Origin of the sequence: Pandoraea bronchicola (assembly GCF_902459805.1) — a bacterium.
Classification (GTDB): Bacteria; Pseudomonadota; Gammaproteobacteria; order Burkholderiales; family Burkholderiaceae; genus Pandoraea; species Pandoraea bronchicola.
Window position 1 is genome coordinate 136,392 of the sequence record NZ_CABPST010000011.1, and the last position, 26,365, is coordinate 162,756.

General features: G+C 62.3%; 21 protein-coding genes. 13 read left to right on the forward strand and 8 right to left on the reverse strand.

The genetic code is table 11. The features are described 5' to 3' along the window. Positions 1–172: 172 nt before the first annotated feature. Genes PBR20603_RS18735 through PBR20603_RS18750 form a run of 4 tightly spaced genes read left to right on the forward strand, consistent with a single transcriptional unit; the run spans position 173 to position 5,384 of the window. Positions 173–2,095, forward strand: a complete 1,923-nt coding sequence (locus PBR20603_RS18735; protein ID WP_150560999.1) for a PrkA family serine protein kinase — start codon at positions 173–175, stop codon at positions 2,093–2,095. A gap of 15 nt (positions 2,096–2,110) precedes the next feature. After that, positions 2,111–3,373: a YeaH/YhbH family protein gene (locus PBR20603_RS18740; RefSeq protein WP_150561000.1), complete on the forward strand. Its 1,263-nt coding sequence runs from the start codon at positions 2,111–2,113 to the stop codon at positions 3,371–3,373. 47 nt (positions 3,374–3,420) lie between these two features. Beyond that, the gene (locus PBR20603_RS18745; RefSeq protein WP_150561001.1) at positions 3,421–4,965 is read left to right on the forward strand and encodes a SpoVR family protein; all 1,545 of its coding nucleotides are present in this window, start codon (positions 3,421–3,423) and stop codon (positions 4,963–4,965) included. Further along, positions 4,965–5,384 (forward strand): VOC family protein, encoded by a 420-nt coding sequence (locus tag PBR20603_RS18750; protein WP_150561002.1) that lies wholly within the window; start codon positions 4,965–4,967, stop codon positions 5,382–5,384. Before PBR20603_RS18745 ends, PBR20603_RS18750 begins: the two co-directional genes overlap by 1 nt. Before the next feature lie 77 nt (positions 5,385–5,461). Here PBR20603_RS18750 and PBR20603_RS18755 read toward each other — a convergent pair whose 3' ends face one another. Further along, positions 5,462–6,829: a GGDEF domain-containing protein gene (locus PBR20603_RS18755; RefSeq protein WP_150561003.1), complete on the reverse strand. Its 1,368-nt coding sequence runs from the start codon at positions 6,827–6,829 to the stop codon at positions 5,462–5,464. 889 nt (positions 6,830–7,718) lie between these two features. Here PBR20603_RS18755 and PBR20603_RS18760 point away from each other — a divergent pair. From PBR20603_RS18760 to PBR20603_RS18780, 5 genes are all read left to right on the forward strand, one after another. Continuing rightward, positions 7,719–8,453: an ABC transporter permease gene (locus PBR20603_RS18760; RefSeq protein WP_150561004.1), complete on the forward strand. Its 735-nt coding sequence runs from the start codon at positions 7,719–7,721 to the stop codon at positions 8,451–8,453. Positions 8,454–8,473: 20 nt separating this feature from the next. After that, entirely contained in the window at positions 8,474–9,406 is a 933-nt protein-coding gene (locus PBR20603_RS18765; protein WP_150561005.1) for a glycine betaine ABC transporter substrate-binding protein, read from the forward strand. A 47-nt stretch (positions 9,407–9,453) separates the two neighbouring features. After that, positions 9,454–10,101 (forward strand): ABC transporter permease, encoded by a 648-nt coding sequence (locus PBR20603_RS18770; protein WP_150561006.1) that lies wholly within the window; start codon positions 9,454–9,456, stop codon positions 10,099–10,101. After that, positions 10,098–11,297, forward strand: coding sequence for an osmoprotectant ABC transporter ATP-binding protein OsmV (locus PBR20603_RS18775; protein ID WP_150561007.1), 1,200 nt, complete (start codon positions 10,098–10,100; stop codon positions 11,295–11,297). The genes PBR20603_RS18770 and PBR20603_RS18775 overlap by 4 nt, the downstream gene beginning before the upstream one ends. Before the next feature lie 164 nt (positions 11,298–11,461). Further along, complete coding sequence (locus tag PBR20603_RS18780; protein ID WP_150561008.1) at positions 11,462–12,700, forward strand: mechanosensitive ion channel family protein; 1,239 nt, start codon at positions 11,462–11,464, stop codon at positions 12,698–12,700. A 341-nt stretch (positions 12,701–13,041) separates the two neighbouring features. Here PBR20603_RS18780 and PBR20603_RS18785 read toward each other — a convergent pair whose 3' ends face one another. Both PBR20603_RS18785 and PBR20603_RS18790 read right to left on the reverse strand, forming a co-directional pair. Further along, positions 13,042–14,166, reverse strand: coding sequence for an alkene reductase (locus tag PBR20603_RS18785; RefSeq protein ID WP_150561009.1), 1,125 nt, complete (start codon positions 14,164–14,166; stop codon positions 13,042–13,044). A 233-nt stretch (positions 14,167–14,399) separates the two neighbouring features. Next, positions 14,400–15,686: an MFS transporter gene (locus tag PBR20603_RS18790; protein WP_150561010.1), complete on the reverse strand. Its 1,287-nt coding sequence runs from the start codon at positions 15,684–15,686 to the stop codon at positions 14,400–14,402. A gap of 210 nt (positions 15,687–15,896) precedes the next feature. Between PBR20603_RS18790 and PBR20603_RS18795 the strand changes: the two genes are divergently transcribed. Beyond that, positions 15,897–16,640, forward strand: a complete 744-nt coding sequence (locus tag PBR20603_RS18795) for a TetR/AcrR family transcriptional regulator (protein WP_246174825.1) — start codon at positions 15,897–15,899, stop codon at positions 16,638–16,640. A 63-nt stretch (positions 16,641–16,703) separates the two neighbouring features. On the opposite strand, the gene PBR20603_RS18800 is transcribed toward PBR20603_RS18795, so the two are convergent. Together PBR20603_RS18800 and PBR20603_RS18805 are read right to left on the reverse strand one after the other, a co-directional pair. Beyond that, a complete protein-coding gene (locus PBR20603_RS18800) occupies positions 16,704–18,323 on the reverse strand; it encodes a methyl-accepting chemotaxis protein (protein WP_150561011.1) in 1,620 nt (539 codons plus the stop codon). Between the two features lie 193 nt (positions 18,324–18,516). Continuing rightward, positions 18,517–19,107: a helix-turn-helix domain-containing protein gene (locus tag PBR20603_RS18805; protein WP_150561012.1), complete on the reverse strand. Its 591-nt coding sequence runs from the start codon at positions 19,105–19,107 to the stop codon at positions 18,517–18,519. Between the two features lie 211 nt (positions 19,108–19,318). Between PBR20603_RS18805 and kbl the strand changes: the two genes are divergently transcribed. Both kbl and PBR20603_RS18815 read left to right on the forward strand, forming a co-directional pair. After that, entirely contained in the window at positions 19,319–20,536 is a 1,218-nt protein-coding gene (gene kbl / locus PBR20603_RS18810) for a glycine C-acetyltransferase (RefSeq protein WP_150561013.1), read from the forward strand. A 2-nt stretch (positions 20,537–20,538) separates the two neighbouring features. Continuing rightward, positions 20,539–21,504 (forward strand): NAD-dependent epimerase/dehydratase family protein, encoded by a 966-nt coding sequence (locus PBR20603_RS18815; protein WP_150561014.1) that lies wholly within the window; start codon positions 20,539–20,541, stop codon positions 21,502–21,504. An 18-nt stretch (positions 21,505–21,522) separates the two neighbouring features. Here PBR20603_RS18815 and PBR20603_RS24215 read toward each other — a convergent pair whose 3' ends face one another. Next, positions 21,523–21,666 carry a hypothetical protein gene (locus PBR20603_RS24215; RefSeq protein ID WP_174977978.1) on the reverse strand — a complete coding sequence of 48 codons (144 nt, stop codon included), beginning with the start codon at positions 21,664–21,666 and terminating at the stop codon, positions 21,523–21,525. A 446-nt stretch (positions 21,667–22,112) separates the two neighbouring features. Here PBR20603_RS24215 and PBR20603_RS18820 point away from each other — a divergent pair, with 446 nt between their 5' ends. Next, positions 22,113–22,997 carry a hypothetical protein gene (locus PBR20603_RS18820; protein ID WP_150561015.1) on the forward strand — a complete coding sequence of 295 codons (885 nt, stop codon included), beginning with the start codon at positions 22,113–22,115 and terminating at the stop codon, positions 22,995–22,997. Between the two features lie 75 nt (positions 22,998–23,072). Here PBR20603_RS18820 and PBR20603_RS18825 read toward each other — a convergent pair whose 3' ends face one another. Both PBR20603_RS18825 and PBR20603_RS18830 read right to left on the reverse strand, forming a co-directional pair. After that, positions 23,073–24,389 (reverse strand): ABC transporter ATP-binding protein, encoded by a 1,317-nt coding sequence (locus PBR20603_RS18825; RefSeq protein WP_150561016.1) that lies wholly within the window; start codon positions 24,387–24,389, stop codon positions 23,073–23,075. Between the two features lie 10 nt (positions 24,390–24,399). Further along, the gene (locus PBR20603_RS18830; RefSeq protein ID WP_150561017.1) at positions 24,400–26,139 is read right to left on the reverse strand and encodes an ABC transporter permease; all 1,740 of its coding nucleotides are present in this window, start codon (positions 26,137–26,139) and stop codon (positions 24,400–24,402) included. Between the last annotated feature and the right edge of the window lie 226 nt (positions 26,140–26,365).

The window sequence follows — 26,365 nt, forward strand, 5'->3', positions numbered from 1 at the left end:
CCTAAACCTATTTTGAGTCGTTCATGTAAGGGAGGGGACAGTGCGAAAGGTTTCGCGACAGTCGCTCCGGCATGCAGTGAGCCAGGTCGAAACCATTGCGCAGTCATCCTTGTCTTAGGCAACAGAGCGGACATCGTTTGCGATGTTTTCCGATGAAGCGGGGGTGAGGCATATGGATATTTTCAGCCACTACACGACACGTTTCGAAGCACGCAGGGAAGAGGAATACAGCATCCAGGAATATCTGGAGATCTGTAAGAAGGACTCGACGGCGTATGCGACGGCAGCCGAGCGCATGCTCAGCGCCATCGGTGAGCCTGAGCTCATCGACACGCATCACGACCCGCGGCTCTCGCGGTTGTTCTCGAACAAGATCATCAAGATCTATCCTGCCTTCCGTGAGTTCTACGGCATGGAAGACACGATCGAGCAAATCGTCTCGTTCTTCAAACATGCCGCGCAAGGGCTCGAAGAGCGCAAACAGATTCTGTACCTGCTTGGACCTCCGGGGGGCGGCAAGTCGTCGCTGGCCGAGAAGCTCAAGGCGTTGATGGAAGATGTTCCCATCTATTGCCTGAAGGGATCGCCAGTGCACGAGTCGCCTCTGGGCCTGTTCTCGTCCGAGGAAGACGGCAAAATTCTGGAAGAGGACTTTGGCATCCCGCTGCGGTATCTCAATACGATTCCGTCGCCGTGGGCCACCAAGCGTCTGAACGAGTTCAACGGTGACATCACCAAGTTCCGCGTGGTGAAGGTGCGTCCGTCGGTGCTGCAACAGATCGCGATTGCGAAGACCGAGCCGGGGGACGAGAACAACCAGGACATTTCGTCGCTCGTCGGTAAAGTCGACATTCGCAAGCTCGAGGAATTTCCGCAGGACGATCCGGACGCCTACTCTTACTCCGGCGGTCTGTGCCTGGCCAACCGCGGCCTGCTCGAGTTCGTCGAAATGTTCAAGGCGCCGATCAAGGTGCTCCACCCGCTGCTGACCGCCACGCAGGAGGGCAACTACAAGGGTACGGAAGGGTTCGGTGCGATTCCGTTCGACGGTATCGTGCTCGCCCACTCGAACGAGGCCGAATGGCAGAGCTTCAAGGGAAATCGTAACAACGAGGCTTTCCTCGATCGTATTTATATCGTGAAGGTGCCGTACTGCCTGCGCGTGACCGACGAGGTGAAGATCTACGAGAAGCTCGTGAAGAACAGCTCGCTCGCCAACGCGCCGCGCGCGCCGAACGTGCTCAAGATGCTTGCACAGTTCGCCGTGCTCACCCGTTTGAAAGAGCCCGAAAATTCCAACATCTTCTCCAAGGTGCGTGTCTACGACGGTGAAAACCTCAAGGACATCGACCCGAAGGCGAAGTCGTATCAGGAGTACCGCGACTACGCCGGGGTGGACGAGGGGATGACGGGCATGTCCACGCGTTTCGCCTTCAAGGTACTGTCGAAAGTCTTCAACTTCGACAACACCGAAGTGGCGGCCAATCCGGTGCATATGCTGTACGTGCTCGAGCAACAGATCGAGCGCGAACAGTATCCCAGCGAAGTCGAGAAACGCTATCTCGCCTACATCAAGGAGTATCTGACCGCGCCGTTTGTCGAATTCATCGGCAAGGAAATTCAGACCGCGTATCTCGAGTCGTACTCGGAGTACGGCCAGAACATCTTCGACCGCTACGTGAATTTCGCGGATCTCTGGATTCAGGATCAGGAGTATCGCGATCCGAACACCGGCGAGATTCTCGATCGCACCGCGCTCAACGATGAACTGGAGAAGGTCGAGAAGCCGGCCGGGATCACCAACCCGAAAGACTTCCGCAACGAGATCGTCAACTTCGTCCTGCGCGCACGCGCCAACAACGCGGGCAAGAATCCGCTCTGGACGAGTTACGAGAAGCTGCGAGCGGTCATCGAAAAGCGCATGTTCTCGACCACCGAGGACTTGCTGCCGGTGATCTCGTTCAACGCGAAGTCGTCCAAAGAGGATCAGGAAAAGCACGCCAACTTTGTCAACCGGATGGTGGAAAAAGGCTATACCCCGAAGCAGGTTCGTCTGCTCGTGGAATGGTACCTGCGCGTGCGCAAATCCTCGTAACCAATCGGGGCCACTATGTCAGCAATCATCGACAGACGGCAAAACGGCAAGAACAAAAGCGCCATCAACCAGCAGCGTTTCATCAAGCGCTACCGCGATCAGATTCGACGCGCGGTGGCGAAGGCGGTGGGCGGGCGCAAGATTACCGATATCGATGGCAGCGGACAGGTCTCGATCCCGGTCAAGGACATTTCGGAGCCGTTGTTCCACCACGGGCCCGGCGGGCGGCGGGAGATGGTACATCCCGGCAATCGCGAGTTCGTGGTGGGCGACAACTTCGAGCGTCCACCGTCGGGGGCTGGCGGCGGCGGAAGCCGTGCCAGCGACTCGGGAGAGGGCGAGGACGATTTCGTCTTCAACCTCTCACGCGAGGAGTTCCTGAAATTCTTCTTCGAGGATATGGCCCTGCCGGATCTCGCGAAACGACGCCTCGCGCAGATTCCCGAGTTCCGCAAGGTTCGTGCGGGCTATTCCATCGACGGCACACCGTCGAACCTCAATGTCATTCGCACGATGCGCAGCTCGCTGGGCCGCCGCATCGCGCTCACGGCCCCCTATCGCAAGCAGTTGCGCGAGCTGGAGGCCGAGTACGCGGACCTCGTCTCGCGCGAGGGCGACGCGTCGCCGCGCGCGTTGGCGCTGGCGCACGAGATCACGCATCTGCGCACGCGTGTCGAAGCGATTCCGTACATCGAGAAGCTCGATCTGCGCTACTCGAACCGGGTCATGCAGCCGCGTCCGCAGGCCCAGGCCGTCATGTTCTGTCTGATGGACGTCTCCGGCTCCATGGATCAGAGCCGCAAGGATCTCGCCAAGCGTTTCTTCATGCTGCTCTATCTGTTCTTGCGGCATAACTACGAGCGCATCGATCTGGTGCTCATCCGGCACCACACCACGGCGAAGGAGGTCAACGAAGACGACTTCTTCTATGCGCGCGAGTCGGGCGGCACGGTGGTCTCGAGCGCGCTCAAGCTGATGACGGAGATCATTGCGGATCGCTACTCGCCGAGCGACTGGAATATCTACGGGGCGCAGGTCTCCGATGGCGACAACTGGGACGGGGATTCGCCCATCTGCCGCGACATTCTGAATCAGACGATCATGCCAGCCGTGCAGTACTTCGCGTATGTGGAGGTAGCCAGCGCCGAGCCACAGAACCTGTGGAACGAATACCTGTCGGTCAAGCAGCAGCATCCGAATTTCGCGATGCAGCGCATCATGGAAGCTGCCGAGATCTATCCGGTGCTGCACGACCTGTTCAAGAAGAAAGCGGCCTGAAAACGGTCTCGCGTCGATACCCCCAATGAGGGCAACGAGGGCGCATCATGGCGTATATATCCACCGGATCGGAATGGACGTTTGAGCTGATTCAACGTTACGAGCACGAAATCGCGCGTATCGCGGCGGACTTCAAGCTCGACACGTATCCGAATCAGATCGAGATCATCACCGCCGAGCAGATGCTCGACGCTTACGCGACCGTGGGCCTGCCCATCGGCTATCACCACTGGTCGTACGGCAAGCACTTCCTGTCTTCCGAGCGCGGGTACAAACGCGGTCAGATGGGGCTCGCGTACGAGATCGTCATCAATTCGAACCCCTGCATCGCGTATCTGATGGAGGAGAACAGCATGACCATGCAGGCGCTGACCATCGCGCATGCCAGCTACGGTCACAACTCGTTCTTCAAGGGCAATTACCTTTTCCGCACGTGGACGAGCGCCGACGCCATCGTCGACTATCTGCTGTTCGCGCGCAATTACATCACCGAGTGCGAGCAGCGCTACGGCGAACAGTCGGTCGAGTTGCTGCTCGACTCCTGCCACGCCCTCATGAACTACGGCGTGGATCGCTACAAGCGGCCGAAGCGGCTCTCGCTCGCGCAGGAGCAGGCGCGTCAGAAAGAGCGCGAGAACTATCTGCAATTGCAGATCAACGATCTGTGGCGCACGTTGCCGCATCACGCCTTGCACGACGATGACGAGGACGACGGACTCGACCCCACCGAATCCGACGATCCGCGGTTCCCGGGCGAGCCGCAGGAGAACCTGCTGTACTTCTTCGAGAAGAACGCGCCCAAGCTGGCCCCGTGGCAGCGTGAGATCGTGCGCATTGTGCGCAAGCTCGCGCAGTACTTCTATCCGCAGCGCCAGACCAAGGTAATGAACGAGGGCTGGGCGACGTTCTGGCACTACACGATCCTCCAGCAGCTCTACAAGGAGAAGCTCGTCAACGACGCGTTCATGATGGAGTTCCTGCACGCGCATACGAACGTGGTGTATCAGCCGTCGTTCGACAGTCCGTACTACAGCGGCCTGAATCCGTATGCGCTGGGTTTTGCGATGTTCCAGGACATTCGCCGCATGTGCGAGGACCCGACGGAGGAAGATCGCCAGTGGGCGCCCGACATCGCGGGCACGAACTGGCTGACGACGCTCGACTTCGCCATGCGCAACTTCAAGGACGAGAGCTTCATCCAGCAGTTCCTGTCGCCGAAGGTCATTCGCGATCTGAAGCTGTTCTCGGTGCTCGACGACGACCGCGACAGCCGTCTGCGCGTGACCGCCATCCACAACGACACCGGCTATCGTGAAATCCGCGAGATGCTCGCGCAGCAATACAACCTCAGCCAGCTCGAGCCGAACATTCAGGTCTCGCACGTGGATCTGCATGGCGATCGCTCGCTCACGCTGCGGCATGTGCAAAGCGATCGCAAGCCGCTGGATGAAGGCTTCGAGGAGGTGCTCAAGCACGTGGCGCGTCTCTGGGGGTTCACGGTGCGGCTCGAGACGGTGTTCGAGGATGGCCGCAGCGAGATGACGCATGAGACCAAAGTCGAGAAGCGGCGGCGCTACGCATTGAGCGCGTGATGAAGATTCCGTTCGTCGCGCTCGATCACGTCGTGCTGCGCACCAATGACATTGCCCGGCTTCAGCATTTCTACATCGATATTCTGGGCTGCACGCTGGAGAAGGTGCAGGCCGATATCGGGCTGGTGCAGTTGCGTGCGGGCGATGCGTTGATCGATCTGGTCGACGTCGCCGGCACGATCGGACGGCAGGGCGGTGAAGCGCCCGGTCCGGAAGGTCACAATCTCGATCACTTCTGTCTGCGCGTCGAACCGTTTGACGATGTGGCTATCCGTCAGGGACTGGCCGCGCATGGCGTGACACTGGGTGAAGCAGTGCAACGCTATGGCGCGCATGGCGAGGGGCCGTCGTGCTATCTCGTCGATCCGGACGGCAATACCGTCGAACTGAAGGGGCCGCCGTCCCGCGCTCAGGGCTGACGCAGCTTACGCACTCAGGCAATCCGCCACTTCTGCACTTCTGGACTTCTGGACTTTACGCGCCGGACCGTGCGGGCTCACGCTGCCATCTGTCCCAACACACTTTGGTCGCGTCCCTTGTGCTTGGCCTGATAGAGCGCCTTGTCTGCGCGCTCGAGCATTGCACTGATGACGAGCGGTTCGCCCGGTTGCCATGACGCGATGCCGACGCTGATGGTGATGGCCTCGCCTTCGTCTCGCGCCCTCTGCGGAAGCAGCTCCGTGCTGGCACGCTTGACCGACTCGCGAATCCGATCCGCCACCCGAAGCGCAGCATGCTGATCGATCTCCGGCAGCACCACGGCGAATTCCTCCCCGCCCAGACGCACTGCGAAATCGCTCGGCAGACGAATGCAATGCTGAATCGTGTTGGCCATGCGCTGGAGCACGGCGTCGCCAAACGGATGACCGTAGCGGTCATTCACCTGCTTGAAGAAGTCGATGTCGATCAGCAGTACCGATAACGGTATCGCACGCTGCTGAACACGCTCGGCGACAAGACGAATGCGATTGTCGAAGTAGCGCCGGTTGTAGATGTGCGTGAGCGGATCGATGAAGACCTTCTCGACCAGATCCGTGTTCGTGAGTGCGAGCGACTGATACTGCCGCGTGATTTCCCAGACGAGTGCGAGCGTTGCGACACCCGGCGAGGCCAATGCCAGAAGACGCGCGGCATACCACTGGTAGGAGGCTTCGCTCGGCGCAGTCAGCGACAGCAACAACTGGCAAAGCGAGATGGTGACGACCACCCACACGAGCAGGAACAGCTTGTGCGACAGTCGCGTGACGGCCGCGATACGCCACCACAATGCGATGTAGCCGACGAAAAGCGCGCCGAGCGCGAGCGTCTCGATGTCCAGGCTGCCCGTCAGATGCGGCGTGACGAGTGTGCGTCCGGCGCCGACCACCGAGAGCGATACCGTTATCCAGACGACGAGCACGACGGCGCCGTAGCGGGCCGCTTCCGAATAGCCGGGGCGCGTGTGAGGATGGGTCCGTGTGAGCGAATAACTGCGCACGCTCAGCATCACGTACACGGCGAAGCTGGCTTCTGCGACAAGCCAGAGCCAGAACGGCGCGCGCGTGACGTTGGCGGAGATGCCGGCGAGCTGATTGGCGAGCAACACGCCTTCGGTGAACATGAAGAGTCCGCGCAGCAGGAACGCGCATCCGAATTGCGCGAAGTAGCGTTTGCCGTTGTAGAGATACTGAACGCCAAGCAGGCAGGCCGTCGACAGATTGAGAATGCCGCCGGCGGACACGAGGAAGAACGTCAGCAGCGGATTCACCGCGCCTTCGAGTGCGCGAGCGAGAAACCCCGCGAGGGTGAGCGTGGCACACGCCGCCAAGATCGTGGTCGCGGCAACGCGATTGCCTTGTTCGGTACGGCTGATGGTACTTTTCATAGTTGTTATTCGCCGATCAACGACCTCGTGCCTCGCGCACGATTGCCTTTTACCTTTTCAACCATTCGCGCCGCGCGACTGGCCGCAAGGTCGTCGCCTCGCGTTACCGTCCCGCTTCCCCGATTTTGCGCTAAATGATTGAAAACTAAGATAAACCTCGGAGAATACACGAGTTTCCCTGGGTTGGCATCCGTTTCGAACGGTGTCCTCTAATTTCCCGTTCGACCCTTGGAAGCATGCGGATTTCAGGCGATTTCTGCACCGCTTTCGGACGTTCGAAAGCCCCTCGCCGCCTCGCAGGAAAAGAATTCCTTGCGGCACATTGATCCGCTCTGCGAAACATCGAAATATTGAATTTCGGGACGCTGACCGCGACACACGGGCAAGGCCAGTGATGGCGGGGGATTGCCGCGCACGCAATTGATTCGTTGTCCGATTTATATGGAAAATGAGCGATGTAATATCGTGTCAATGCATGGGATTCTTCACGATACGCCGGCTACGGGTTGGCATCGACGCACTATCTGTACTAGAATAAAAAAAGCCAATCGCTGCGATTGGTCCATAGAAACAGAAGCAAAAGCGTTGCCGGTGTTCCTCGTTGCGCCGGCGATCAGTTCCATCACGCAATGAGTTTGTGCAGTAAAACATTCGCGCGCTTTCAATGAGCGTGCACCGAGAGGCCCAGGCGCCCACGGCGTCGAAAGCTCGTCTCTCATGTCGCAATCCGCGACGCCTGGTTCGTCACCGTTGTCTTCCACAGACCTTCGGAGCGAACACTTCACAATTCGCAAGGCAGCTAACAGTTGTCATGCTTGTTTGACCGCGTTGTCACGCGGGGCGATTGCTATTGCCTCGCGCCAGCGCTGCCAACCCATTCAAAGGGAGCATGAACGTGGCGAAGCAGTATCGCATTCTCTATTTGGCCGGTTTCGGATTGCTCGGCGTGGCCGCCGCAGTCACCGGCCTGGTGTATTGGCTGGGCGTCGATGCGTTCGTCAAATACCGGGGCGACCTGGTGTACTACACCCAGCAGCACCTCAAGCTCGTGGCGATATCGATGACGATGGCCATTGCCGTTGGCGTGCCCGCAGGCGTGCTGATCTCACGGCCCAAGTTCGAGAAACATGCCGAGCGCGCCGTGCAGCTTTTCAATATCGGAAATACGCTGCCGTCGCTGGCCGTACTGGCGTTGTCGATGGCCGTGCTCGGTATCGGCGACCGGCCCGCCATTCTGGCGCTGTGGCTCGCGTCGCTGTTGCCTATCGTGCGCAACGCCTACGAAGGCTTGCGGCAGGTGCCGCCCGCGTTGCGGGAGTCGGCACGAGGCATGGGCATGACGCCCGCACAAGTGCTGTTCCGTGTGGATCTGCCCAATGCCATGCCGGTCATCGTCGGCGGCATTCGCACCTCGCTCGCGATCAACGTCGGCACTGCGCCGCTCGCATTCCTGATCGGCGCGGACAGTCTGGGGCAACTGATCTTCCCGGGCATCTATCTGAACGACCCGACGAAGCTGCTCCTCGGCGCTGCCGGGACGGCGCTGTTGGCGCTCGTACTGGACGGCATCGTCGCCTTCGCGAGCGGGCTCTGGTTCGCACGTCACGGCGCTCCCGCGCGCTAAGACAAAGGAGACTCACACGTATGCAAGTTTCATTTCCTCGCACGCTCGCCGGCATGATGCCGCGCTGGATGCGGCTGCTCGGTGCGGCTTGTCTCGCGTTAGGCGTGATCGCCGCGAGCGCCACCGCCCATGCCGCAACGCTGACCATTGGCGGCAAGAATTTCACCGAGCAGTTGATTCTCTCGGAGATGACGGCGCAGTACCTGCGCAGCAAAGGGTACGACGTCGAACTCAAGAACGGCCTGGGCAGCGTTGTCATGCGCCAGGGCATGGAGAGCCATCAGCTCGACATCGTCTGGGAGTACACCGGCACGTCGTTGATCGTCTACAACAAGATCACCGAGAAGCTCGATCCTGAGCAGACCTATGCGCGCGTGAAGGACCTCGACGGCCGGATCGGCATTGTCTGGCTCAACCCGTCGGCGCTCAACAACACGTATGCCTTCGCCATGCCGGGCAAGATCGCTCGCGAAGCCGGCATCGAGACGGTCTCGCAGCTCATCGACCGATTCCGCGCGAATCCGAAGATGCAGTTTGCCTTCGACATGGAGTTCGTCGGCCGCTCGGACGGTCTCGAGCCGATGGAGCAACTCTACGACTTCCATCTCGAGCGACCCAACATCAAGCAGATGGACCCGGGTCTGGTCTACACGGCGCTCAGAAACGAGCAGATTGACGCGGGTCTGGTCTACACGAGCGATGGCCGCAACAAGGGTTTCGATCTGAAGGTGCTGACAGACGACAGGGGTTTCTTCCCGGCATATGCGGCCACGCCCGTGGTGCGCAAGGAAGTGCTCGATGCCAACCCCAAGCTCGCCGACGAACTCAACGCGCTGTCGGCGAAGATCAACAGCGAGAACATGAGCGACATGAACGCGAAGGTCGACATCGACCATCGGGCCGTGTCACGTGTGGCGAGCGACTTCCTCAAGCAGGAAGGACTGGTGCAGTGACGGCGATGGCTGTCGTTGTACCTGATAGTTACTGATTGAGGAGTCCCATGATTGAATTTCTGACGCATAACTGGCATCGCATTCTGACCCTGACGGGGCAGCATGCGTGGCTGGTGGCCGCATCGGTCGGGGCGGCCATCGTGGTTGGCGTGCCGCTGGGCGTGCTGGTCACGCGTTTTCGTTGGTTGTCGGGCGTGGTACTTGGCCTGGCGACCGTTGTCCTCACGATCCCGTCGATCGCGCTGTTCGGTCTGATGATCCCGCTCCTGTCGGTCTACGGCATGGGGATCGGGCCGGCGCCGGCCGTGGCCGCCGTCTTCCTGTATTCGCTGCTGCCGATCATGCGCAACACAAGCCTCGCGTTGCGGCAGATCGATCCGAGCATTCGCGAAGCGGGCATCGGCATCGGCATGACGTTCTGGCAGCGCCTGCGTCTGGTGGAATTGCCGCTGGCCGTGCCGGTGGTACTGGGCGGCGTGCGCACGGCCGTCGTCATGAATATTGGCGTGATGGCCATTGGCGCCATCGTCGGGGCCGGCGGTCTCGGGGTGTTGATCACCCAGGGGATCAGCCAGAGCGATACCCGGCAGCTCGTCGTGGGTGCGGTCCTGGTGAGTTTGCTCGCCATCGTCGCCGACACTCTGTTGCACCGCCTGCAGCGTGTGCTGACACCCAAAGGAATCCGAACCGTATGATTACACTCGACAATCTCACCAAAAGCTTCGTCCAGAAGGACGGCACACCCGTGACCGCGGTCAATTCGGTCAGCCTTGAGGTGCCGCCGGGCGAAATCTGCGTCTTCCTCGGCCCGTCGGGGTGCGGCAAGACAACCACACTCAAGATGATCAACCGGCTGATCAAGCCGACGTCCGGGCGTATTCTGCTCAACGGCGAAGACACCGGCAACATCAATGAAATCGAACTGCGCCGCCACATCGGCTATGTGATTCAGCAGATCGGTCTGTTCCCGAACATGACCATCGAGGAGAACATTACCGTCGTGCCGCGTCTGCTCGGCTGGGACAAGAAGCGTTGCCGCGAGCGTGCCATCGAACTGATGGGCATGGTGGCACTCGATCCGAAGCGCTATCTGTCGCGGTACCCGCGTGAGCTGTCGGGCGGGCAGCAGCAGCGCATTGGCGTGATTCGCGCACTGGCTGCCGATCCGCCCGTGCTGCTAATGGACGAGCCGTTCGGTGCCGTCGACCCGATCAACCGCGAGTCGATTCAGAACGAGTTCTTCCAGATGCAGCGTCAACTGGGCAAGACCGTCATCATGGTCAGTCACGATATCGACGAAGCGATCAAGCTGGCCGATCGCATCGCAATCTTCCGTCAGGGGCGTCTGGTGCAGTACGCGCAGCCCGATGCGTTGCTGGCACGTCCGGTCGACGAGTTCGTGGCGAGCTTCGTGGGACACGACCGAATTCTGAAGCGTCTGTTGCTGGTGCGTGCGGAGGACGCGGCCACGCCGCAGCCGACCGTCAAGCCGCAGACCACGCTGGCCGAGGCATACGGCATGATGGACGAACTCGACACGCGTTCGCTGGTTGTCGTTGACGAAAACGCGCGTGCGCTGGGCTACATTGCGCGCCGCGACACGCGTCATGCGCAAGGCACGTGCGCTGAGCGGGTGCGTGACTTCAAGGCGTCGGCCGTCGCGGGCGACAACTTGCGGGTGCTGCTCTCGCGGATGTACGAACACAATCTGGCATCTCTGCCGGTATTGGGCGATGACAATCAGTATCTCGGTGAGGTGACGCAGGATTCCATCGCCGACTATCTGAGTTCGGGCAAGTCGCGCGGTAATGGCGGCGGCACCATCATCGCACCATCGCTGCCGGGTGTGCCGAACGTGGTCGCCAGCGTTCCGTTCGGAGCAACGGTGTAAGCTGGCCGGCGTCTTGAGGCGGTTGCGTGTCAGGTCGCCGATCGGGCGGACGTCGTTGACGTTCGTCCGGCAAGTCAGAGAATGACGGCCCGGTGCGGCCGTCATTTTTGCATTCATCAGCCCCGCGGGGGCGGTTGACGTAAACAGTAGCAAGGAGTTGCAGGATGACGTGGGAAGCGATGATGGCGTGGCTCGAGAGCGCGCCCTGGGCGCGGATGGCCGGGGCGTTGGTGTTGCTGGCCGGGGTGGCATTGCTGGTGCAGGCCGTGGCGCAGTTTCTGATCGTTCGGGTGGTTCGAATCGTTGTGCAGCGCACGGCCAATCGCTGGGACGACGCGTTGCTCGCGCATCGAGTGTTTCATCGCGCGGCGCGCATTTTGCCGTATCTCGTGATTCAGTTCGGTATCGCGTGGGTGCCGGATCTGCCGTCGAAGGCGGTGATGGTGATCAGCAACGTCGCGCTCGCAACGACGCTGCTCTACGCGACGCTCGCCATCGCCGGCATTCTCGACGCAGCGCAAACCGTCTATGCGCTCTCGGAGCATGCGCGCACGCGCTCGATCAAAGGGTACGTTCAGTTAGGCAAGATCGCGCTGTATGTGGTCGCGGCGATTGCCATTGTGGCCACCATCATCGATCGCTCGCCGTGGCTGCTGCTCTCAGGGCTTGGGGCGATGTCGGCGGTGCTGTTGCTGGTGTTCAAGGACACGATCATGTCCTTCGTTGCCAGTGTGCAACTGACGTCGAACGACATGCTTCGTGTGGGCGACTGGATCGAGATGCCGCAAGTGGGTGCCGACGGTGACGTGGTGGATATCGCGCTGCACACGGTCAAGGTGCAGAACTGGGACAAGACGATCACCACGATCCCGACATGGCGGCTGATTTCCGAGAGCTTCCGCAACTGGCGTGGCATGCAGCAGTCAGGTGGCCGGCGTATCAAGCGAATGCTGTGCGTCGATGCGGGCAGCGTCGGGTTCCTCGACGAGGCGGAGATGGCTCGCCTGTCGAAGCTGCATCTGTTGGAATCGTATCTGACGGACAAGCAGCGCTCGCTGGCGGATGCGAATGCGGCGCTGGGGACGGCGGCAGGCGTGCCGGCGAACACGCGGCGTCTGACGAACATCGGGACGTTCCGCGCGTATGCGCTCGCGTATCTGAAGGCGCATCCGAACATTCACGAGGGCATGACGTGCATGGTGCGCTCGCTCCAGCCGTCGGCAACGGGGATTCCGATCGAGCTTTATTGCTTTACGAACACGACGGTGTGGGCCGAGTACGAACGCGTGCAGGGCGATGTCTTCGATCATCTGCTGGCGATTCTGCCGGAGTTCGGCCTGCGCATGTACCAGAATCCGGCTGGCGCGGATCTCGTGCGCTGGCAGGGGCCGCGGGCGGCGTAACCGTGGAGTCGTGGAGTCGCGGGGTTTCGGAGTCGGGGCGTTGCCCTGATGACATCGTCCGTGCTCGCATCTCGATATTGAATCCCGGCAATGCTTGCCGGACGGCGAGTGGCAGTGACGCTCGATCCGGTCAGGGCCATGGATCGGTGATGTCTGCTTCGACGCGTCGGCGCGCCTGACCGTGAATCACTGAGGACGACGATGGGAAAACTCCGGGAGGTCTCTCGGACGATTCGCACGGCAGACGTCGCGGTTGACGCGACATCGAAGCCGGCAAAAAGGGCTCCCGCAGGAGCCCTTTCTGATTCGGCGCAACGTTCAGGTGCGTTGACTTGCGGATGTTACGCCGCCGATTCGTCGAGCGTCGGATAGTCGACGTAGCCGTGGGCGTCGCCGCCGTACAGCGTGTTGCGATCCAGTTCGTTGAACGGGCCGCCGCGCTTGAGGCGCTCCACCAGATCCGGATTGGAAATGAATGGCTTGCCGAACGCGATCAGATCGGCCAGGTTTTCCTTGCGTGCCTTGAGCGCGAGCGCGAGGTCGTAACCGTTATTGGCCATGAACGCGCCATTGAAGATGCGGCGCAGCTTTTGCAGATCGAAGCCGTTCTCCACTTCGCGCGGACCGCCCGTCGCGCCTTCGACCACGTGCAGGTACACGAGGCCGAAGCGATTGAGTTGCTCGACGGCATACGTGAACACCGGCTCCGGGTTGCGGTCGCCGCAGTCGTTCGCCGGGCTGATCGGCGAGAGACGAATGCCCACGCGCTCGGCGCCCCAAACATCGACGACTGCCTGCGTGACTTCCAGCGTGAGACGCACACGATTCTCGATGCTGCCGCCGTACTGGTCGGTGCGATGGTTCGTCTTGTCACGCATGAACTGGTCGAGCAGATAGCCGTTCGCCGCATGAATCTCTACGCCGTCGAAACCAGCGCGCTTCGCGCATTCGGCTGCGTGGCGATATTGCTCGATGATGCCCGGGATCTCGGACGTCTCGAGCGCACGCGGTGTCGGATGCGGCTCGAAACCGTGCTCGGTGAAAGCCTTGCCCGCTGGCTGAATCGCCGACGGCGCGACCGGCAGCGCACCGCCAGGTTGCAGCGACGGGTGCGAGATGCGGCCGACGTGCCAGAGCTGGCAGAAAATCTTGCCGCCCTTGGCATGCAGGGTGTCAGTCACCTGTTTCCAGCCGGCAATCTGTGCTTCGGTATAGATGCCCGGCGTGAAGGCGTAGCCTTTGCCCTGCTGCGAGATGTTGGTGGCTTCACTGATGATGAGGCCGGCCGACGCACGCTGGGCGTAGTACTCCGCAACCATCGGGCCTGGGACGTCGCCAGCGCCTGCGCGGCTGCGCGTGAGCGGGGCCATGACAATGCGATTGCTTAGCGCGAGCGGGCCGAGCGCGTACGGCGAGAAAAGATCCGTGTCGAGCGCGGCGAGTTGGGTATGTTGCGAGTCCGTCATTGCTGAAGGTCCTGTGAAATTGGGGGGAATGCTGTGCTGCACAAAACTCGCACAGGTTACGACAATTCTTCTGGTCGTGCCGACGACCTCAACGTCAGGACGGCCAGACTTTTACCGTCGGCGACTGGCCGCACTTTCCGCACCAAAACAGGGAGGCGCGACGAGTCGTAGACAGCGGCATCGGCTGGCCGATGCGTCGCCTTGCGCGGTCGTCTGACGTATCGCTTCAGACCTCAGACGCTGGCGGCGACGGGGCGCTTCGGCGCGTGCGGCGCAATACGCAGCACCATGAACGCACCGAGAATGCACACGCCGCCGGAGAGCATCGAGGCCATCGTGTAGTTGCCCAGCGTGGCTCGCAGCGAACCGGCCACGAGTGCCGCCGTCGCCGCACCGAGCTGGTGGCCGGCAACGATCCAGCCGAACACGATCGGGGCCATCGTCTTGCCGAAGACATCGGTCGTCAGGCGCACCGTCGGCGGTACCGTCGCGATCCAGTCCAGACCGTAGAACAGCGCGAAGAGCGGAATGCCGAAGAAGTCGAGACCGAAGGCGTACGGCAGATAGATCAGCGACAGGCCGCGCAGCCCGTAGTACCAGAACAGCAGCACACGGCTGTTGTAGCGATCGGAGAGCCACCCGGAAGCGGTGGTGCCCATGAGGTCGAGCACACCCATCGCTGCCAGAATGCCCGCACCCTTGACTTCGGATATCCCGTAATCGCCGCACATCGCAATGAAGTGCGTGCCGATGTAGCCATTGGTGCTCGCGCCGCAAATGAAGAAGCTGAAGAACAGCAGCCAGAAATCCCGCTTGCCGGCTGCCATGCGCAACGCCGACAAGGCGGCCGTGAGCGGATTGCCTTGGGCGAGCGGGACATCCGGGGTGTCTGCCGGCGCACCGACCGGGCGCAGACCAACCGACCCCGGGCGCTCCGGCACGAGAAACGCCACGAGCGGCAAGACCAGCGCAGCGACCACCGCCACGATCAGTACCACCGGACGCCACCCGTAGTGCTCGGTGACCGCGGCCATGATCGGCAGAAATACCATCTGGCCGGTGGCCGAGCTTGCCGTGAGAATCCCCATTGCCAGTCCGCGATGCGCGTGAAACCACCGGTTCGCCACCGTGGCCGCCAGCGTAACGGCCGCCACACCGGTACCGCCGCCCACCATCACGCCCCAGATCAGCACCATCTGCCAGGGCGCCGTCATCAGCGAGGAGAGCGCCGTGCCCGACGCGAGCAACAACAGGGCCACCATCACCGTCGGACGGATGCCGAAGCGCTGCATCGCGGCGGCGGCAAACGGGCCGGTCAGGCCATAGAGCGCCAGATTGACGGAAATCGCCAACGAGATCGTCGCGCGGCTCCAGCCAAAGTCGTGCTCGAGCGGCACCATCATGACGCTCGGCGTCGCGCGAATGCCCGCCGAGGCGAGCAGGACCAGGAAAATGACGCCGACAACGATCCAACCATAGTGGAAGCGTCCGTCAATGCGCCTTGCAAGTGCAGCCTTCATGGCGGAAGTCCTTGCTGAAGTTCGGTTTCGTCGACCGAACCGGGAACGTTTGCGGGAATCGGGCTGTCTACGCTCATCGTCAGAATTGTGACAGCTCGGTAACATTAGGTTGCCATGTTATGAACCGATCGGTAACATGTCAAGTATTCCTTTGCGGCGGCAGGGCTTTGTCCGGCTTCGCAAATCACTGCATCTGGGGAGCGCCAGACAATGGCCAAATCGACGACGACCGTACCACCCGTCAGGTCTGACATGCCGGACCCGGTGAACACGGGTGTGGAGGCGCCAGCCAAGGGCGAAGGCAAGGCGGCGCCGGTGCGCCATCGAAGTGCGGCGTCGCGCGCGGGTAAGACCGGGCGGCATGTCACACCGGCGCCGGTCGCACAGGAGTATTTGCTCAAGGCGGCGGTGGAACTGTTTCACGCTGAAGGGGTGCGCGCCGTGGGCGTGGATGCGGTCGTCAAGCGCGCCGGTGTGAACAAGATGTGCCTCTACCGCCAATTCGCGTCGAAGGACGAGTTGATTCTGGCGTACCTCGATCACATGCAGACGGCGAGTCTGACGCGTATCGACGAGAGCATCGCAAAACGGGCGGGCGAGCCGCGTGCGCAGATGCTGCAAATCTTCTTGGATCTTGCCGAGCGAGCGAGCAAGCCTGGCTATCGCGGGTGCCCGTTCGTGAATGTAGCGGCTGAATTCCCCGACCCGGAGCATGCGGCGCGCAAGTCGGTGGTGAATTACAAGGCGGAAGTCGTGCAGCGCTTAACGGCACTCGCTACGGCCGCCGGGGTGCGCAATCCGGCGCCGCTGGTCGACGCGCTTTCGCTGATTCTCGAAGGTGCCTACGCGGCGAGCCAGACCTTCGGGCCCGGATCGCCGCCGCTGCGCATTTTGCCGACGGTGGCGCGTCAGATCATCGAGGCCGGGATGGCGGGCGAGTTGGACGCGGCCTGAGGTCAGGCGCGCATCGCAGACTTTACGACGCCCGACGCCCGACGCCCGGCGTCAACGCGCCCGTCAGGCGGCGAGCCGCTGAAGTGCCATCGCCGCTGTACCGCGCGCGCCAGAGGCCGCGCTCGCGAGTTGGCTCTCCGACGTCATACGAAACGCCGCCACCGCCTCGTCGAGTGCGCGAGCCTGATCTTCCATCGACGCGGCCGCCGCAGCGGCCTGCTCCACGAGCGCGGCGTTCTGCTGCGTCACCTCGTCCATTTGTGTGACGGCGCGCCCGACCTGCTCGATACCGTGGCTCTGCTCCTCGGACGCCGCAGAGATCTCGCCCATGATGTCGGTGACCCGCCGCACCGCCTGAACCACGTCGCGCATGGTCTGACCGGCCTGCGTCACGAGGACCGAGCCGTCCTGCACCCGGCCGTTCGAGGATTCGATCAATTCCTTGATCTCCTTGGCCGCGGCCGCACTGCGCTGGGCAAGTGTGCGAACTTCGCCCGCAACGACCGCGAAGCCTCGACCCTGCTCGCCGGCGCGGGCCGCTTCTACGGCGGCGTTGAGGGCGAGGATGTTCGTCTGGAATGCGATGCCGTCGATCACGCTGATGATGTCGACCACCTTGCCTGAGCTGTGCGAGATACCCTCCATCGTGGCGACCACCTGATCGACGACTTGCCCGCCACGCACGGCAATGGCTGACGCGTTCTGCGCCAGTTGGCTGGCCTGACGCGCGTTGTCGGCATTCTGGCGCACGGTAGAGGTGAGCTGCTCCATCGACGAGGCCGTTTCTTCCAGCGCTGCCGCCTGCTGCTCGGTGCGCGCCGACAGATCGGTATTTCCTTCGGCAATCTCGCGCGCGGCGAGCGTGATGGCGCTCGTGCCACCGCGAATGCGTCCGATCATCTGCTGAAGATTGGCTTGCATGCGTTGCATGGCGAAGAGCAGGCTGGCGCGGTCGCCCTGACGCAGACGCACTTGCGTGAGCAAGTCGCCATCGGCAATGCGGGTGGCGATATCGGCCGCGTATTCGGGCTCGCCACCGAGACTTTGCTGGACATTTCGGATGATGAGCAGCATGACGCCCGACACGGCCAGGCCGATGACGGCGAGCATCGCACCCCAGCGCAGCAGCGCCCCGAAGAAGGCGGCGTTAATGTCATCGACGTAGACGCCGGTCGTCAGATACCAGTCCCACGGCGCGTACGTGCCCACGCGGCTGATTTTCTCGACGGGTTTGTCCGAACCCGGCTTGGGCCAGAGATACGTGACGAATGGATCATCGGTGCGCGCGGCGGCGACGATGTCCGAGAACATGAGCTTGCCCGACGGATCGCGGAACTGGCTCATGTCCTTGCCTTCGAGCTTCGGATTGATCGCGTTCAGCACGATGACGCGCTGCGAGTTCAAGATACCGAAATAGTTGTCGCCGTCGTAGCGGATCGCGCCGATCTGCTCGCGCGCGAGCTTTTGCGCATCGGCCACGCTGATCTCGCCGTGCTCGGCGCGTTCGGCGTAGTGCTTGACCAGACTGAGGCCGGAATCGACCACGTGCGTGAGGCCCTCACGACGCTCGGCAAGCATGGTGTCCCGCTGTGCCCACGCGCCCCAGACTGCCATGGCCAGCAGGCTGACCCACATCAACGCAACGGCAGACCACAACTTCGCTTTCAAACTCAACTGCTGCATCACTTCGTCTTCCCCACGGATTCCCGCGCTGGTGTCCCTTTGGCGGCGGCCGCATGTGACGTGTAGCCACGTCCGTGCGGTGCTATTGTCGATCGATTATCAGTGTTCCTGATGAGAACACGGACTGCACGTGTGCTAACGGCAGTCTGCCAAAGGACTTGAGCGGCGGGAGGGGAGGAAGGGCGAAGCCGGCTTATCCGTGAATCACCACCAGCAGGCCGCGGGCCACGGATTTGCCCACGTTTCGGATGGCATGGGCGCGGTCTGCGGGATAACGCGCGGTCTCGCCCGGCTTGGCGCGTCGCGTGAAGTGTTCGACTTCGACATCGACCTGGCCGTCGAACACCGTGAAGTGTTCGCGCGTGCCCGGATCGTGCGGCTCGGACACGAGCGCCGCACCCGGTTGCAGGGTCAACTCATACCACTCGTATTTGCCGGCCAGCTCCATCGGTCCGAGGATCTTCAACTGATAAGCGTGCTCCGCCCCCGCAAGCGTCGGAATTTCATGCTTGCCGATCACGCGCACGGGCTCGGGGTCGCCCGTGGGGGCGCCGAGCAATTGGTCGAGCCGCACGCCCAGCGCATTGGCCAGCCGCCACGCCACGGCGATGGTCGGGTTGGCTTTGTCGCGCTCGATCTGGGAGAGCATCGACTTCGAGACGCCGGAAGCGCGAGAGAGCGTCTCAAGCGTCATCCCGCGCTCTTTGCGCAGTTGCTGGATCATGTCGCCGACAGGCGGCGGGGCGACCACGGACACCGCAGACGCAGCGGGAGTACTTGCCATATGAATTCCGGGATATTAGAATTTTCCAATATATTGAAACTTGTTCAATATAAAGTATAGTTTCCGATAAGGTGAATGGCTGCATGGTAGCAGAGCCCACGCGCCGTTCACTCATGGCTTTCGACATCCGGCGGTATTCACCGATGCCGCCGGATGCCTCCGGCGGCGCCGCACAACGGCAGCCGCCGACCGCACAAAGGAGATGCGCACGATGACCGCACACACCCCGGAGGCCCGCGAGGGCTTCTACCGTCAACTGACCGAACGACTGGAAGACACGCGCCGCCAGGGCCTTTTCAAGCAGGAACGCGTGCTCATGTCGCGGCAGGGGCCGGAGGTCATGTGCGACGACGGGCAGACGCGTATCAACCTGTGTGCCAACAACTACCTGGGATTGTCGGGCAGCGAAACGCTCGTCAAGGCCGGGCAGAAGGCACTGGAAGACTTCGGTTTCGGGCTGTCGTCGGTGCGCTTCATCTGTGGCACGCAAGGGCCGCACAAAGACCTCGAAGCCCGGATCGCCGCGTACCTCGGCACGGAAGACGCGATCCTGTATGCCGCTGCGTTCGATGCCAATGGCGGCGTGTTCGAGCCGCTGTTCGACGAGCAGGACGCCATCATCTCCGACGCTCTCAACCACGCCTCGATCATCGATGGCGTGCGTCTTTGCAAGGCGCAGCGTCTGCGCTATGCCCACAACGACATGGACGACCTCGAGCGCCAGTTGCAGGCGGCGGCCGGGGCGCGTCATCGCATCGTCGTCACCGACGGTGTGTTTTCGATGGATGGCACGATTGCGCAGCTCGATCGCATCGTGGCGCTGGCCGAACAATACGGTGCGCTCATCATGATCGACGAGTGCCATGCGACCGGCTTCATGGGGCCGACGGGGCGCGGTACGCACGAGCATCACGGCGTGCTCGGCAAGATCGACATCATCACCGGCACGCTGGGCAAGGCGCTGGGCGGTGCAATGGGCGGCTTTACCGCGGGGCGACGCGAGGTGATCGAGACGCTGCGTCAGCGCTCGCGCCCGTACCTGTTTTCGAACAGCCTCGCGCCAGCCATCGTCGGCACGTCGCTCGCGGTGTTCGATGAACTCGAGCATTCGTCGGCGCGACGCGAGCAATTGCACGAGAACACGGCGTTCTTCCGCAAGGAAGTGGCGGCGCTGGGCTTCACCATCAAGCCGGGCACCCATCCGATCGTGCCCGTCATGCTCTTCGACGCCACGCTTGCCCAGCGTTTTGCGCAACGACTCTATGAACTGGGCGTGATCGCCACGGGCTTCTTCTATCCGGTGGTGCCGCAGGGCCAGGCGCGGGTGCGCGTGCAGCTCTCGGCGGCGCATACCCGCGAACACCTGACCCGGGCGCTGGCGGCGTTCGCTCAGGCCGGCAACGAACTCGGCATTCTCAAGCAAGGTTGACCATGGAACGCATCCTCATCATCGGCGCCAACGGGCAGATCGGCAGCGAACTCGTCGAAGCGCTGGCCGCGCAGTACGGCAACGAGAATGTCATCGCCACCGACATCGCGCCGGGACCGTCGCGTCACCCGGTGCACTACGAGACGCTCGACGTGCTCGATGCGCAGCGTCTGGCCGCGCTCGTCGAGCGCTTCGGCATCACGCAGATATTCCATCTGGCGGCGCTGCTCTCGGCGACCGGCGAGACACGTCCGCTCCAGGCCTGGACGCTCAACATGAATGGGCTGCTCAACGTGCTCGAGCTGGCGCGCGAACGCAAAGGGCTGCGAGTGTTCTGGCCGTCGTCGATTGCCGCGTTCGGCCCGCATACGCCGGCCGTCGAAACACCGCAGCTCGCCATCATGGACCCGACCACGATGTACGGCATCAGCAAGCAGGCGGGCGAGCGGCTGTGCGAGTACTACTTCACGAAGTTCGGTGTGGACGTGCGAAGCCTGCGCTATCCGGGCGTCATCAGCTACAAGACACCGCCGGGCGGCGGCACGACCGACTACGCCATCGAGATCTTTCAGGCGGCGCGTCGCGGCGAGACCTACACATGCTTCCTGAAGGAGGACGCCACGCTGCCGATGATCCACATGCCCGACGCGGTGCGCGCCACGCTCGAATTGATGAACGCGGATGCGTCGCGACTGCGCGTGCGTTCGTCCTACAACGTGGCAGGGGTGAGCTTCGACCCGGCCACGCTGGCTGAAGCGATTGCGCGCCGCGTGCCGGGCTTCACGGTGAAGTACGCGCCGGACTTCCGTCAGGCGATCGCCGAGACATGGCCGCACACGCTCGACGATACCCACGCGCGTTACGACTGGGGCTGGCAACCGGCCTTCGGGTTGGACGCGATGGTCGACGACATGCTGGCCAACGTGCCGCTGGACTGGCACGCGCCGGCGTTGGGGCACGCTGCCTGAAGGGCGCTGCCGCGCCGCTTACCTTGGGTGATGCACCGCGTAGTAGGCGAGTGCGGCGAGCACTGCACACGTCACGGCAAATGCGCGACGGCGCCAGCGATGGGCCGACGTGAAGGTGATGGCCCGCCCGCGGCCTTCTTCTTTGGAGTGGTAGTAGCTCATATTGCGTCTTCTCGGGTCTGATACACGGTCTTCGCCGCGGAAAGAACCTGCCTGAGCGTCCGTCGATGCGGCCCCCCGGCGCAGGACTGGCAGGTTCTGAATCGATTATGCGACTGCACAAAAACGACCGCGAATCCGTATCTTTACCGATAGGTGTGGCCTTTTTGACACGGTCGCACTGACGCGTCGCGCGTTTCGAGGTGGGGATCGGAAGGGGGGCGGGCACCCCTCCTTTTCTGTCTGCGCCAATCCCCATGGCCCGGTGCCTGAGCCTGCTCGCACAGGTATCTCGATCCTCGAGAGGCTTGCGATGCGAAGGTTGCGCAGAATCCACATTTCCCCGCTTGCGCCCCGCGTCACGCGCTGAAACAATGCCGGAAAACGGTGGCCATGCCGATGGCCACTTCCGAGCCGTCGTTGAGATCACGCCTGGGGAGGGTCGTGCCATGACGCCGAACACGCGCCGCACCATCGCTTGCGGCCAATGCGGGACCGCCATCGCGCGCACCGCATTCGTATTGATGGCCGCTGGATTCGTTGCGGCCAATGTCCATGCGCAGGAAGCCATGCTGCGCGCCAACAATCAGGTCTGGATCGGTGCCGGTGCGCAGCAGTTGCACTACTGGGAAAACATCGCGCCGGGCAAGAGCGATGCCGAGCGCGGCACCACGGCGGCATTTGCGCTGGGCGCATCGACCCAGCGGCAGTTGTTCGGGGTGTCCAATCTCTACTTCAGCGGGTCGGTGCGCGTGGCGCACGGTAACGTCGACTACGGCGGCTACCTGCAAGACTTTGCGGGCCGCGTCATCCAGCCGAATTACCAGATGAACACGCGCTCGACGACGACGGACGTCACGCTCAAGGCCGGTAAAGCCCTTCCGTTTCAACTCGGCACCTGGAATGCGCAGGTGATTCCGTACGTGAGCTATAGCTACCGGGACTGGATTCGCGACAGCAGTCGTGACCCGTACGGTTTCTACGAGCGCTATCGCCATCACGTGATCGGCGGGGGCCTTATGGGGCAGCTCGAATTGACGCAGAAACTGGTGGCAACGGCCGATATTCGGGCGGGCGCCATGGTGGGGGCCTCGATGACCCTCGCGGGGTCGCAGAACACGTTCAGCCTCGGCAACAAGCCGGTCGTTGTGGCGGGCTTCGGCCTCGATTACGCGATCGCGCGCAATTTCCATGTGAATGCAACGTATGAATGGTCGCGCTTCCAGTACGGCCGCTCGAGCGTCACGCAGGTGGCGCCGGGCACGAACGCCTACGAACCTGATTCAAAGACGATCAACCAGACATGGATGATCGGCGCGGGCTACGCGTTCTGACAAAAAACAACGCCGCGCGGTCGAACGACTCGCGCGGCGTGGTGTGCCTGGCGGCAACACGCTTCTCGTGGACGATCAGGTCGCGCCTTCCACGTCCTCGAGACTGAACGTCTCTGTGTGGTCGTTGTACGAGAAGATCTCGGCGTAGCGGCCCCAGTTGATGGCGGTGTCGAGCGTTTCCTGCGCGAGATCGTCCGACATCGAATCTTCCAGCTCCTGCTCGAAACGCACGCGCGGCGCGCGCTGCCCGCGACGCTCTTGCAGCACCGCGCGGATCTTCGCGGCGAGCGGCACGTGACGCAGCAAATGCTCGGCGAACAGCACTTTGCGCTCCTGCGTGCTCACGTCTACGAAACGTTTGCCTGCGGCGGTCAGCAGAATGTCGCCTTCCTTGAGTTCCGCGAAGCCCAACTGGTCGAGAATTTCGGCGACCGGGAAGAGGTCGTCGACTTCGAGCAGCAGCGTCTGCGCAATTTCCGGCAAGTCGGCGCGGCCGTTGTAGGGCGGTCCGGCGAGCGCTTCGAGCAGACCGGCCATCAGGTTGGTCGACACCTCGTGCAGCGGGCTCGACAGCTCCAGCGGCATCTTTTGCGTGGTGTGCGCGTTGCGGCGCGAGGTCATCAGCGCATAGATATCGTCGACCATCTTGCGGAAGGCCGGCTCGAGACGGTTGCGACGGTGCGGGAACGGCACCTTGATCTCGGCGACCACCCGGCCCGGATTCGACGACAGCACCAGAATCCGGTCGCACATGAACACGGCTTCTTCAATGTTGTGCGTGACGATCAGGATCGACTTGATCGGCAACTGACGCTGGCTCCACAGATCGAGCAAGTCGGTACGCAGCGTCTCGGCGGTCAGGACGTCGAGCGCGGAGAACGGTTCGTCCATGAGCAGCAACGTGGGATTGACCACGAGCGCACGGGCGAAGCCCACGCGCTGGCGCATACCGCCCGAGAGTTCGCGCGGATAGGCATTTTCGAAGCCGTCCAGGCCGATCAGGTCGATGGCGGCGAGCGCGCGGCGGCGACGCTCCTTCGGCTCGACACCGAGCGCCTCAAGACCGGCTTCCACGTTTTGCAGCACGGTCAGCCACGGGAACAGGGCGAAGGTCTGGAACACCATTGCCACGCCCTCGGGCGGGCCTTCAAGCGGCTGACCGAGGTAGCGGATGTCGCCGGAGCTGGGCTGAATCAGACCGGCGATGATGCGCAGCAGCGTCGACTTGCCCGAGCCTGAGCGGCCCAGCATCCCGACGATTTCGCCTTCGTGCAGTTGCAGATTCACGCCGTCGAGCACCTGGCGCTCGTCGCCGCCCTTGCGGAAGCCGCGGCTGACGTTGGCAAGCGAGAAGATCTCTTTTCCGGCAATCGTATGGGTATCGTTCGGCATCACGGTCCCTTCAATTCAGGCGAAGCTTGTTTTCAGCGATGGCGTACATGGGGCGCCACAGCAAGCGGTTGAACAGTACGACGAACAGCGCCATCACGGCGATGCCCAGCAAAATACGCGGATAGTCGCCAGCGGCCGTTGTCTCGGCGATGTAAGCGCCGAGACCGTGAGCGGCGACCTTGTCGTCGCCCCACTGGACATATTCCGAGACGATGGACGCGTTCCATGCACCGCCCGACGCTGTGATCGCACCCGTCACGTAGTAGGGGAAGATGCCCGGCAGCATGACCTGACGCCACCATTGCCAGCCGCGAATGCGGAAGTTGGTGGCGGCTTCCTTGAAGTCGTTCGGGAAGGTCGTTGCGCCCGCGATGACATTGAACAGGATGTACCACTGCGTGCCCAGCACGATCAGCGGCGAGAGCCAGATATCCGGATTGGCGTGGAAATGGACAATGGCCACCACGAAGATCGGGAACAGCAGGTTCGCCGGGAACGCCGCGAGGAACTGCGCAAGCGGCTGAATGCGCTCGGCGAGCTTCGGACGCAACCCGATCAGCACGCCTAGCGGCACCCACACGACGGAGGCGATGGCGATCAGCACGATCACCCGCACGAGCGTGATGAGGCCGAGGCCGAACACGCGCAGGATTTCGGAGTAGCCGACTTCGGCCAGCACGAAGGCGCAGATCTTCCAGGCGGCGCTCACGCCCAGCGCGACCAGCAGCGCGGCCCACAACCAGTCAATCACGCGTGAGAGCGGGGTTCTCGATTCGGAATGGATCGCGGCGGGCAGCGAGATCGGCATGCGCATGAGCGCGATCGTGCGCAGCAGCTTGCCGAAGGGGCGCAGCAGGAACTGAATCGCGCGGGTGCGCTGAATCACGTTGAGCACCCACGACTCGGGCGCCGCCTGCGAGACCGTGTCTTCCAGACGGAATTTGTCGGACCACGCGACCATTGGCCGGAACAGGAACTGGTCGTAAATGACGATAACGACGACCATCGCCAGAATCACCCAGCCCACCGCGTGCAGATCGCGCTGCAAGATGGCGGTGGCGAGATACGCGCCGATGCCCGGCAAAGTGACGGTCTTGTCGCCGACGGTGATCGCCTCGGACGCCACCACGAAGAACCAGCCGCCCGACATGCTCATCATCATATTCCAGATGAGGCCCGGCATCGAGTAGGGCACGTCGAGTTTCCAGAAGCGCTGCCACGGCGAGAGGCGCAGATTCACGGCCACTTCCGCCAGGTCGCGCGGTTGGGTGCGCATCGACTGATAGAACGAGAACGTCATGTTCCACGCCTGGCTGGTGAAGATCGCGAAGATGGCGGCGCATTCGGCGCCGAGCACGCGTCCCGGGAACAGGGCGAGGAAAAAGGTGACGGTAAACGAGATGTAGCCCAGCACCGGCACCGACTGGAGGATGTCGAGCATCGGCACGAGCAGCTTCTCGGCACGGCGGCTCTTGGCCGCGAGCGTGCCGTAGATGAGCGTGAAGAGGAGCGAGGCGACCATCGCCGCGAGCATGCGCAGCGTGGTGCGCAGCGCATATTCGGGCAGGTTGGACGGGTCCAGCGAAATGACTTCGGACTGCAGGTCGGCCAGCGGGGCCCATGTCTGGCGAATGCCGGACGAACTGACCATCAGAAAACCGATGATGAGCGGGAAGGCAATGAAATCCCAGCGATTGGGCAGCAGGCGTCGCGCAGTGGCGGGGATGAACGGACGGGCTACGCGCGTCATCAAGACCTCGTGTGGATGAGGGTTCGGACGGACAACAGGGCTGAAGCGTCAGTATGCGGCACGGCAGCGACGGTGCGCGTGTGCAGTGACGGCAGCGGATGCTACCAGATTGCCCCGTAAAAAGATGTTAAAGCGCGTGCCTTGAACTGGCAAATTCCGCCTTCCATGAGCGATTGTGGTTTTTATGCTGCACTGCGGGAAACGGGTGTTTCGGCAGGTGATACAT

Coding starts and splice junctions, on each gene's coding strand:
- PBR20603_RS18735 (WP_150560999.1), top strand. CDS start 173: ATGGATATTTTCAGCCACTACACGACACGTTTCGAAGCACGCAGGGAA.
- PBR20603_RS18740 (WP_150561000.1), top strand. CDS start 2,111: ATGTCAGCAATCATCGACAGACGGCAAAACGGCAAGAACAAAAGCGCC.
- PBR20603_RS18745 (WP_150561001.1), top strand. CDS start 3,421: ATGGCGTATATATCCACCGGATCGGAATGGACGTTTGAGCTGATTCAA.
- PBR20603_RS18750 (WP_150561002.1), top strand. CDS start 4,965: ATGAAGATTCCGTTCGTCGCGCTCGATCACGTCGTGCTGCGCACCAAT.
- PBR20603_RS18755 (WP_150561003.1), bottom strand. CDS start 6,829: ATGAAAAGTACCATCAGCCGTACCGAACAAGGCAATCGCGTTGCCGCG.
- PBR20603_RS18760 (WP_150561004.1), top strand. CDS start 7,719: ATGAACGTGGCGAAGCAGTATCGCATTCTCTATTTGGCCGGTTTCGGA.
- PBR20603_RS18765 (WP_150561005.1), top strand. CDS start 8,474: ATGCAAGTTTCATTTCCTCGCACGCTCGCCGGCATGATGCCGCGCTGG.
- PBR20603_RS18770 (WP_150561006.1), top strand. CDS start 9,454: ATGATTGAATTTCTGACGCATAACTGGCATCGCATTCTGACCCTGACG.
- PBR20603_RS18775 (WP_150561007.1), top strand. CDS start 10,098: ATGATTACACTCGACAATCTCACCAAAAGCTTCGTCCAGAAGGACGGC.
- PBR20603_RS18780 (WP_150561008.1), top strand. CDS start 11,462: ATGACGTGGGAAGCGATGATGGCGTGGCTCGAGAGCGCGCCCTGGGCG.
- PBR20603_RS18785 (WP_150561009.1), bottom strand. CDS start 14,166: ATGACGGACTCGCAACATACCCAACTCGCCGCGCTCGACACGGATCTT.
- PBR20603_RS18790 (WP_150561010.1), bottom strand. CDS start 15,686: ATGAAGGCTGCACTTGCAAGGCGCATTGACGGACGCTTCCACTATGGT.
- PBR20603_RS18795 (WP_246174825.1), top strand. CDS start 15,897: ATGGCCAAATCGACGACGACCGTACCACCCGTCAGGTCTGACATGCCG.
- PBR20603_RS18800 (WP_150561011.1), bottom strand. CDS start 18,323: ATGCAGCAGTTGAGTTTGAAAGCGAAGTTGTGGTCTGCCGTTGCGTTG.
- PBR20603_RS18805 (WP_150561012.1), bottom strand. CDS start 19,107: ATGGCAAGTACTCCCGCTGCGTCTGCGGTGTCCGTGGTCGCCCCGCCG.
- kbl (WP_150561013.1), top strand. CDS start 19,319: ATGACCGCACACACCCCGGAGGCCCGCGAGGGCTTCTACCGTCAACTG.
- PBR20603_RS18815 (WP_150561014.1), top strand. CDS start 20,539: ATGGAACGCATCCTCATCATCGGCGCCAACGGGCAGATCGGCAGCGAA.
- PBR20603_RS24215 (WP_174977978.1), bottom strand. CDS start 21,666: ATGAGCTACTACCACTCCAAAGAAGAAGGCCGCGGGCGGGCCATCACC.
- PBR20603_RS18820 (WP_150561015.1), top strand. CDS start 22,113: ATGACGCCGAACACGCGCCGCACCATCGCTTGCGGCCAATGCGGGACC.
- PBR20603_RS18825 (WP_150561016.1), bottom strand. CDS start 24,389: ATGCCGAACGATACCCATACGATTGCCGGAAAAGAGATCTTCTCGCTT.
- PBR20603_RS18830 (WP_150561017.1), bottom strand. CDS start 26,139: ATGACGCGCGTAGCCCGTCCGTTCATCCCCGCCACTGCGCGACGCCTG.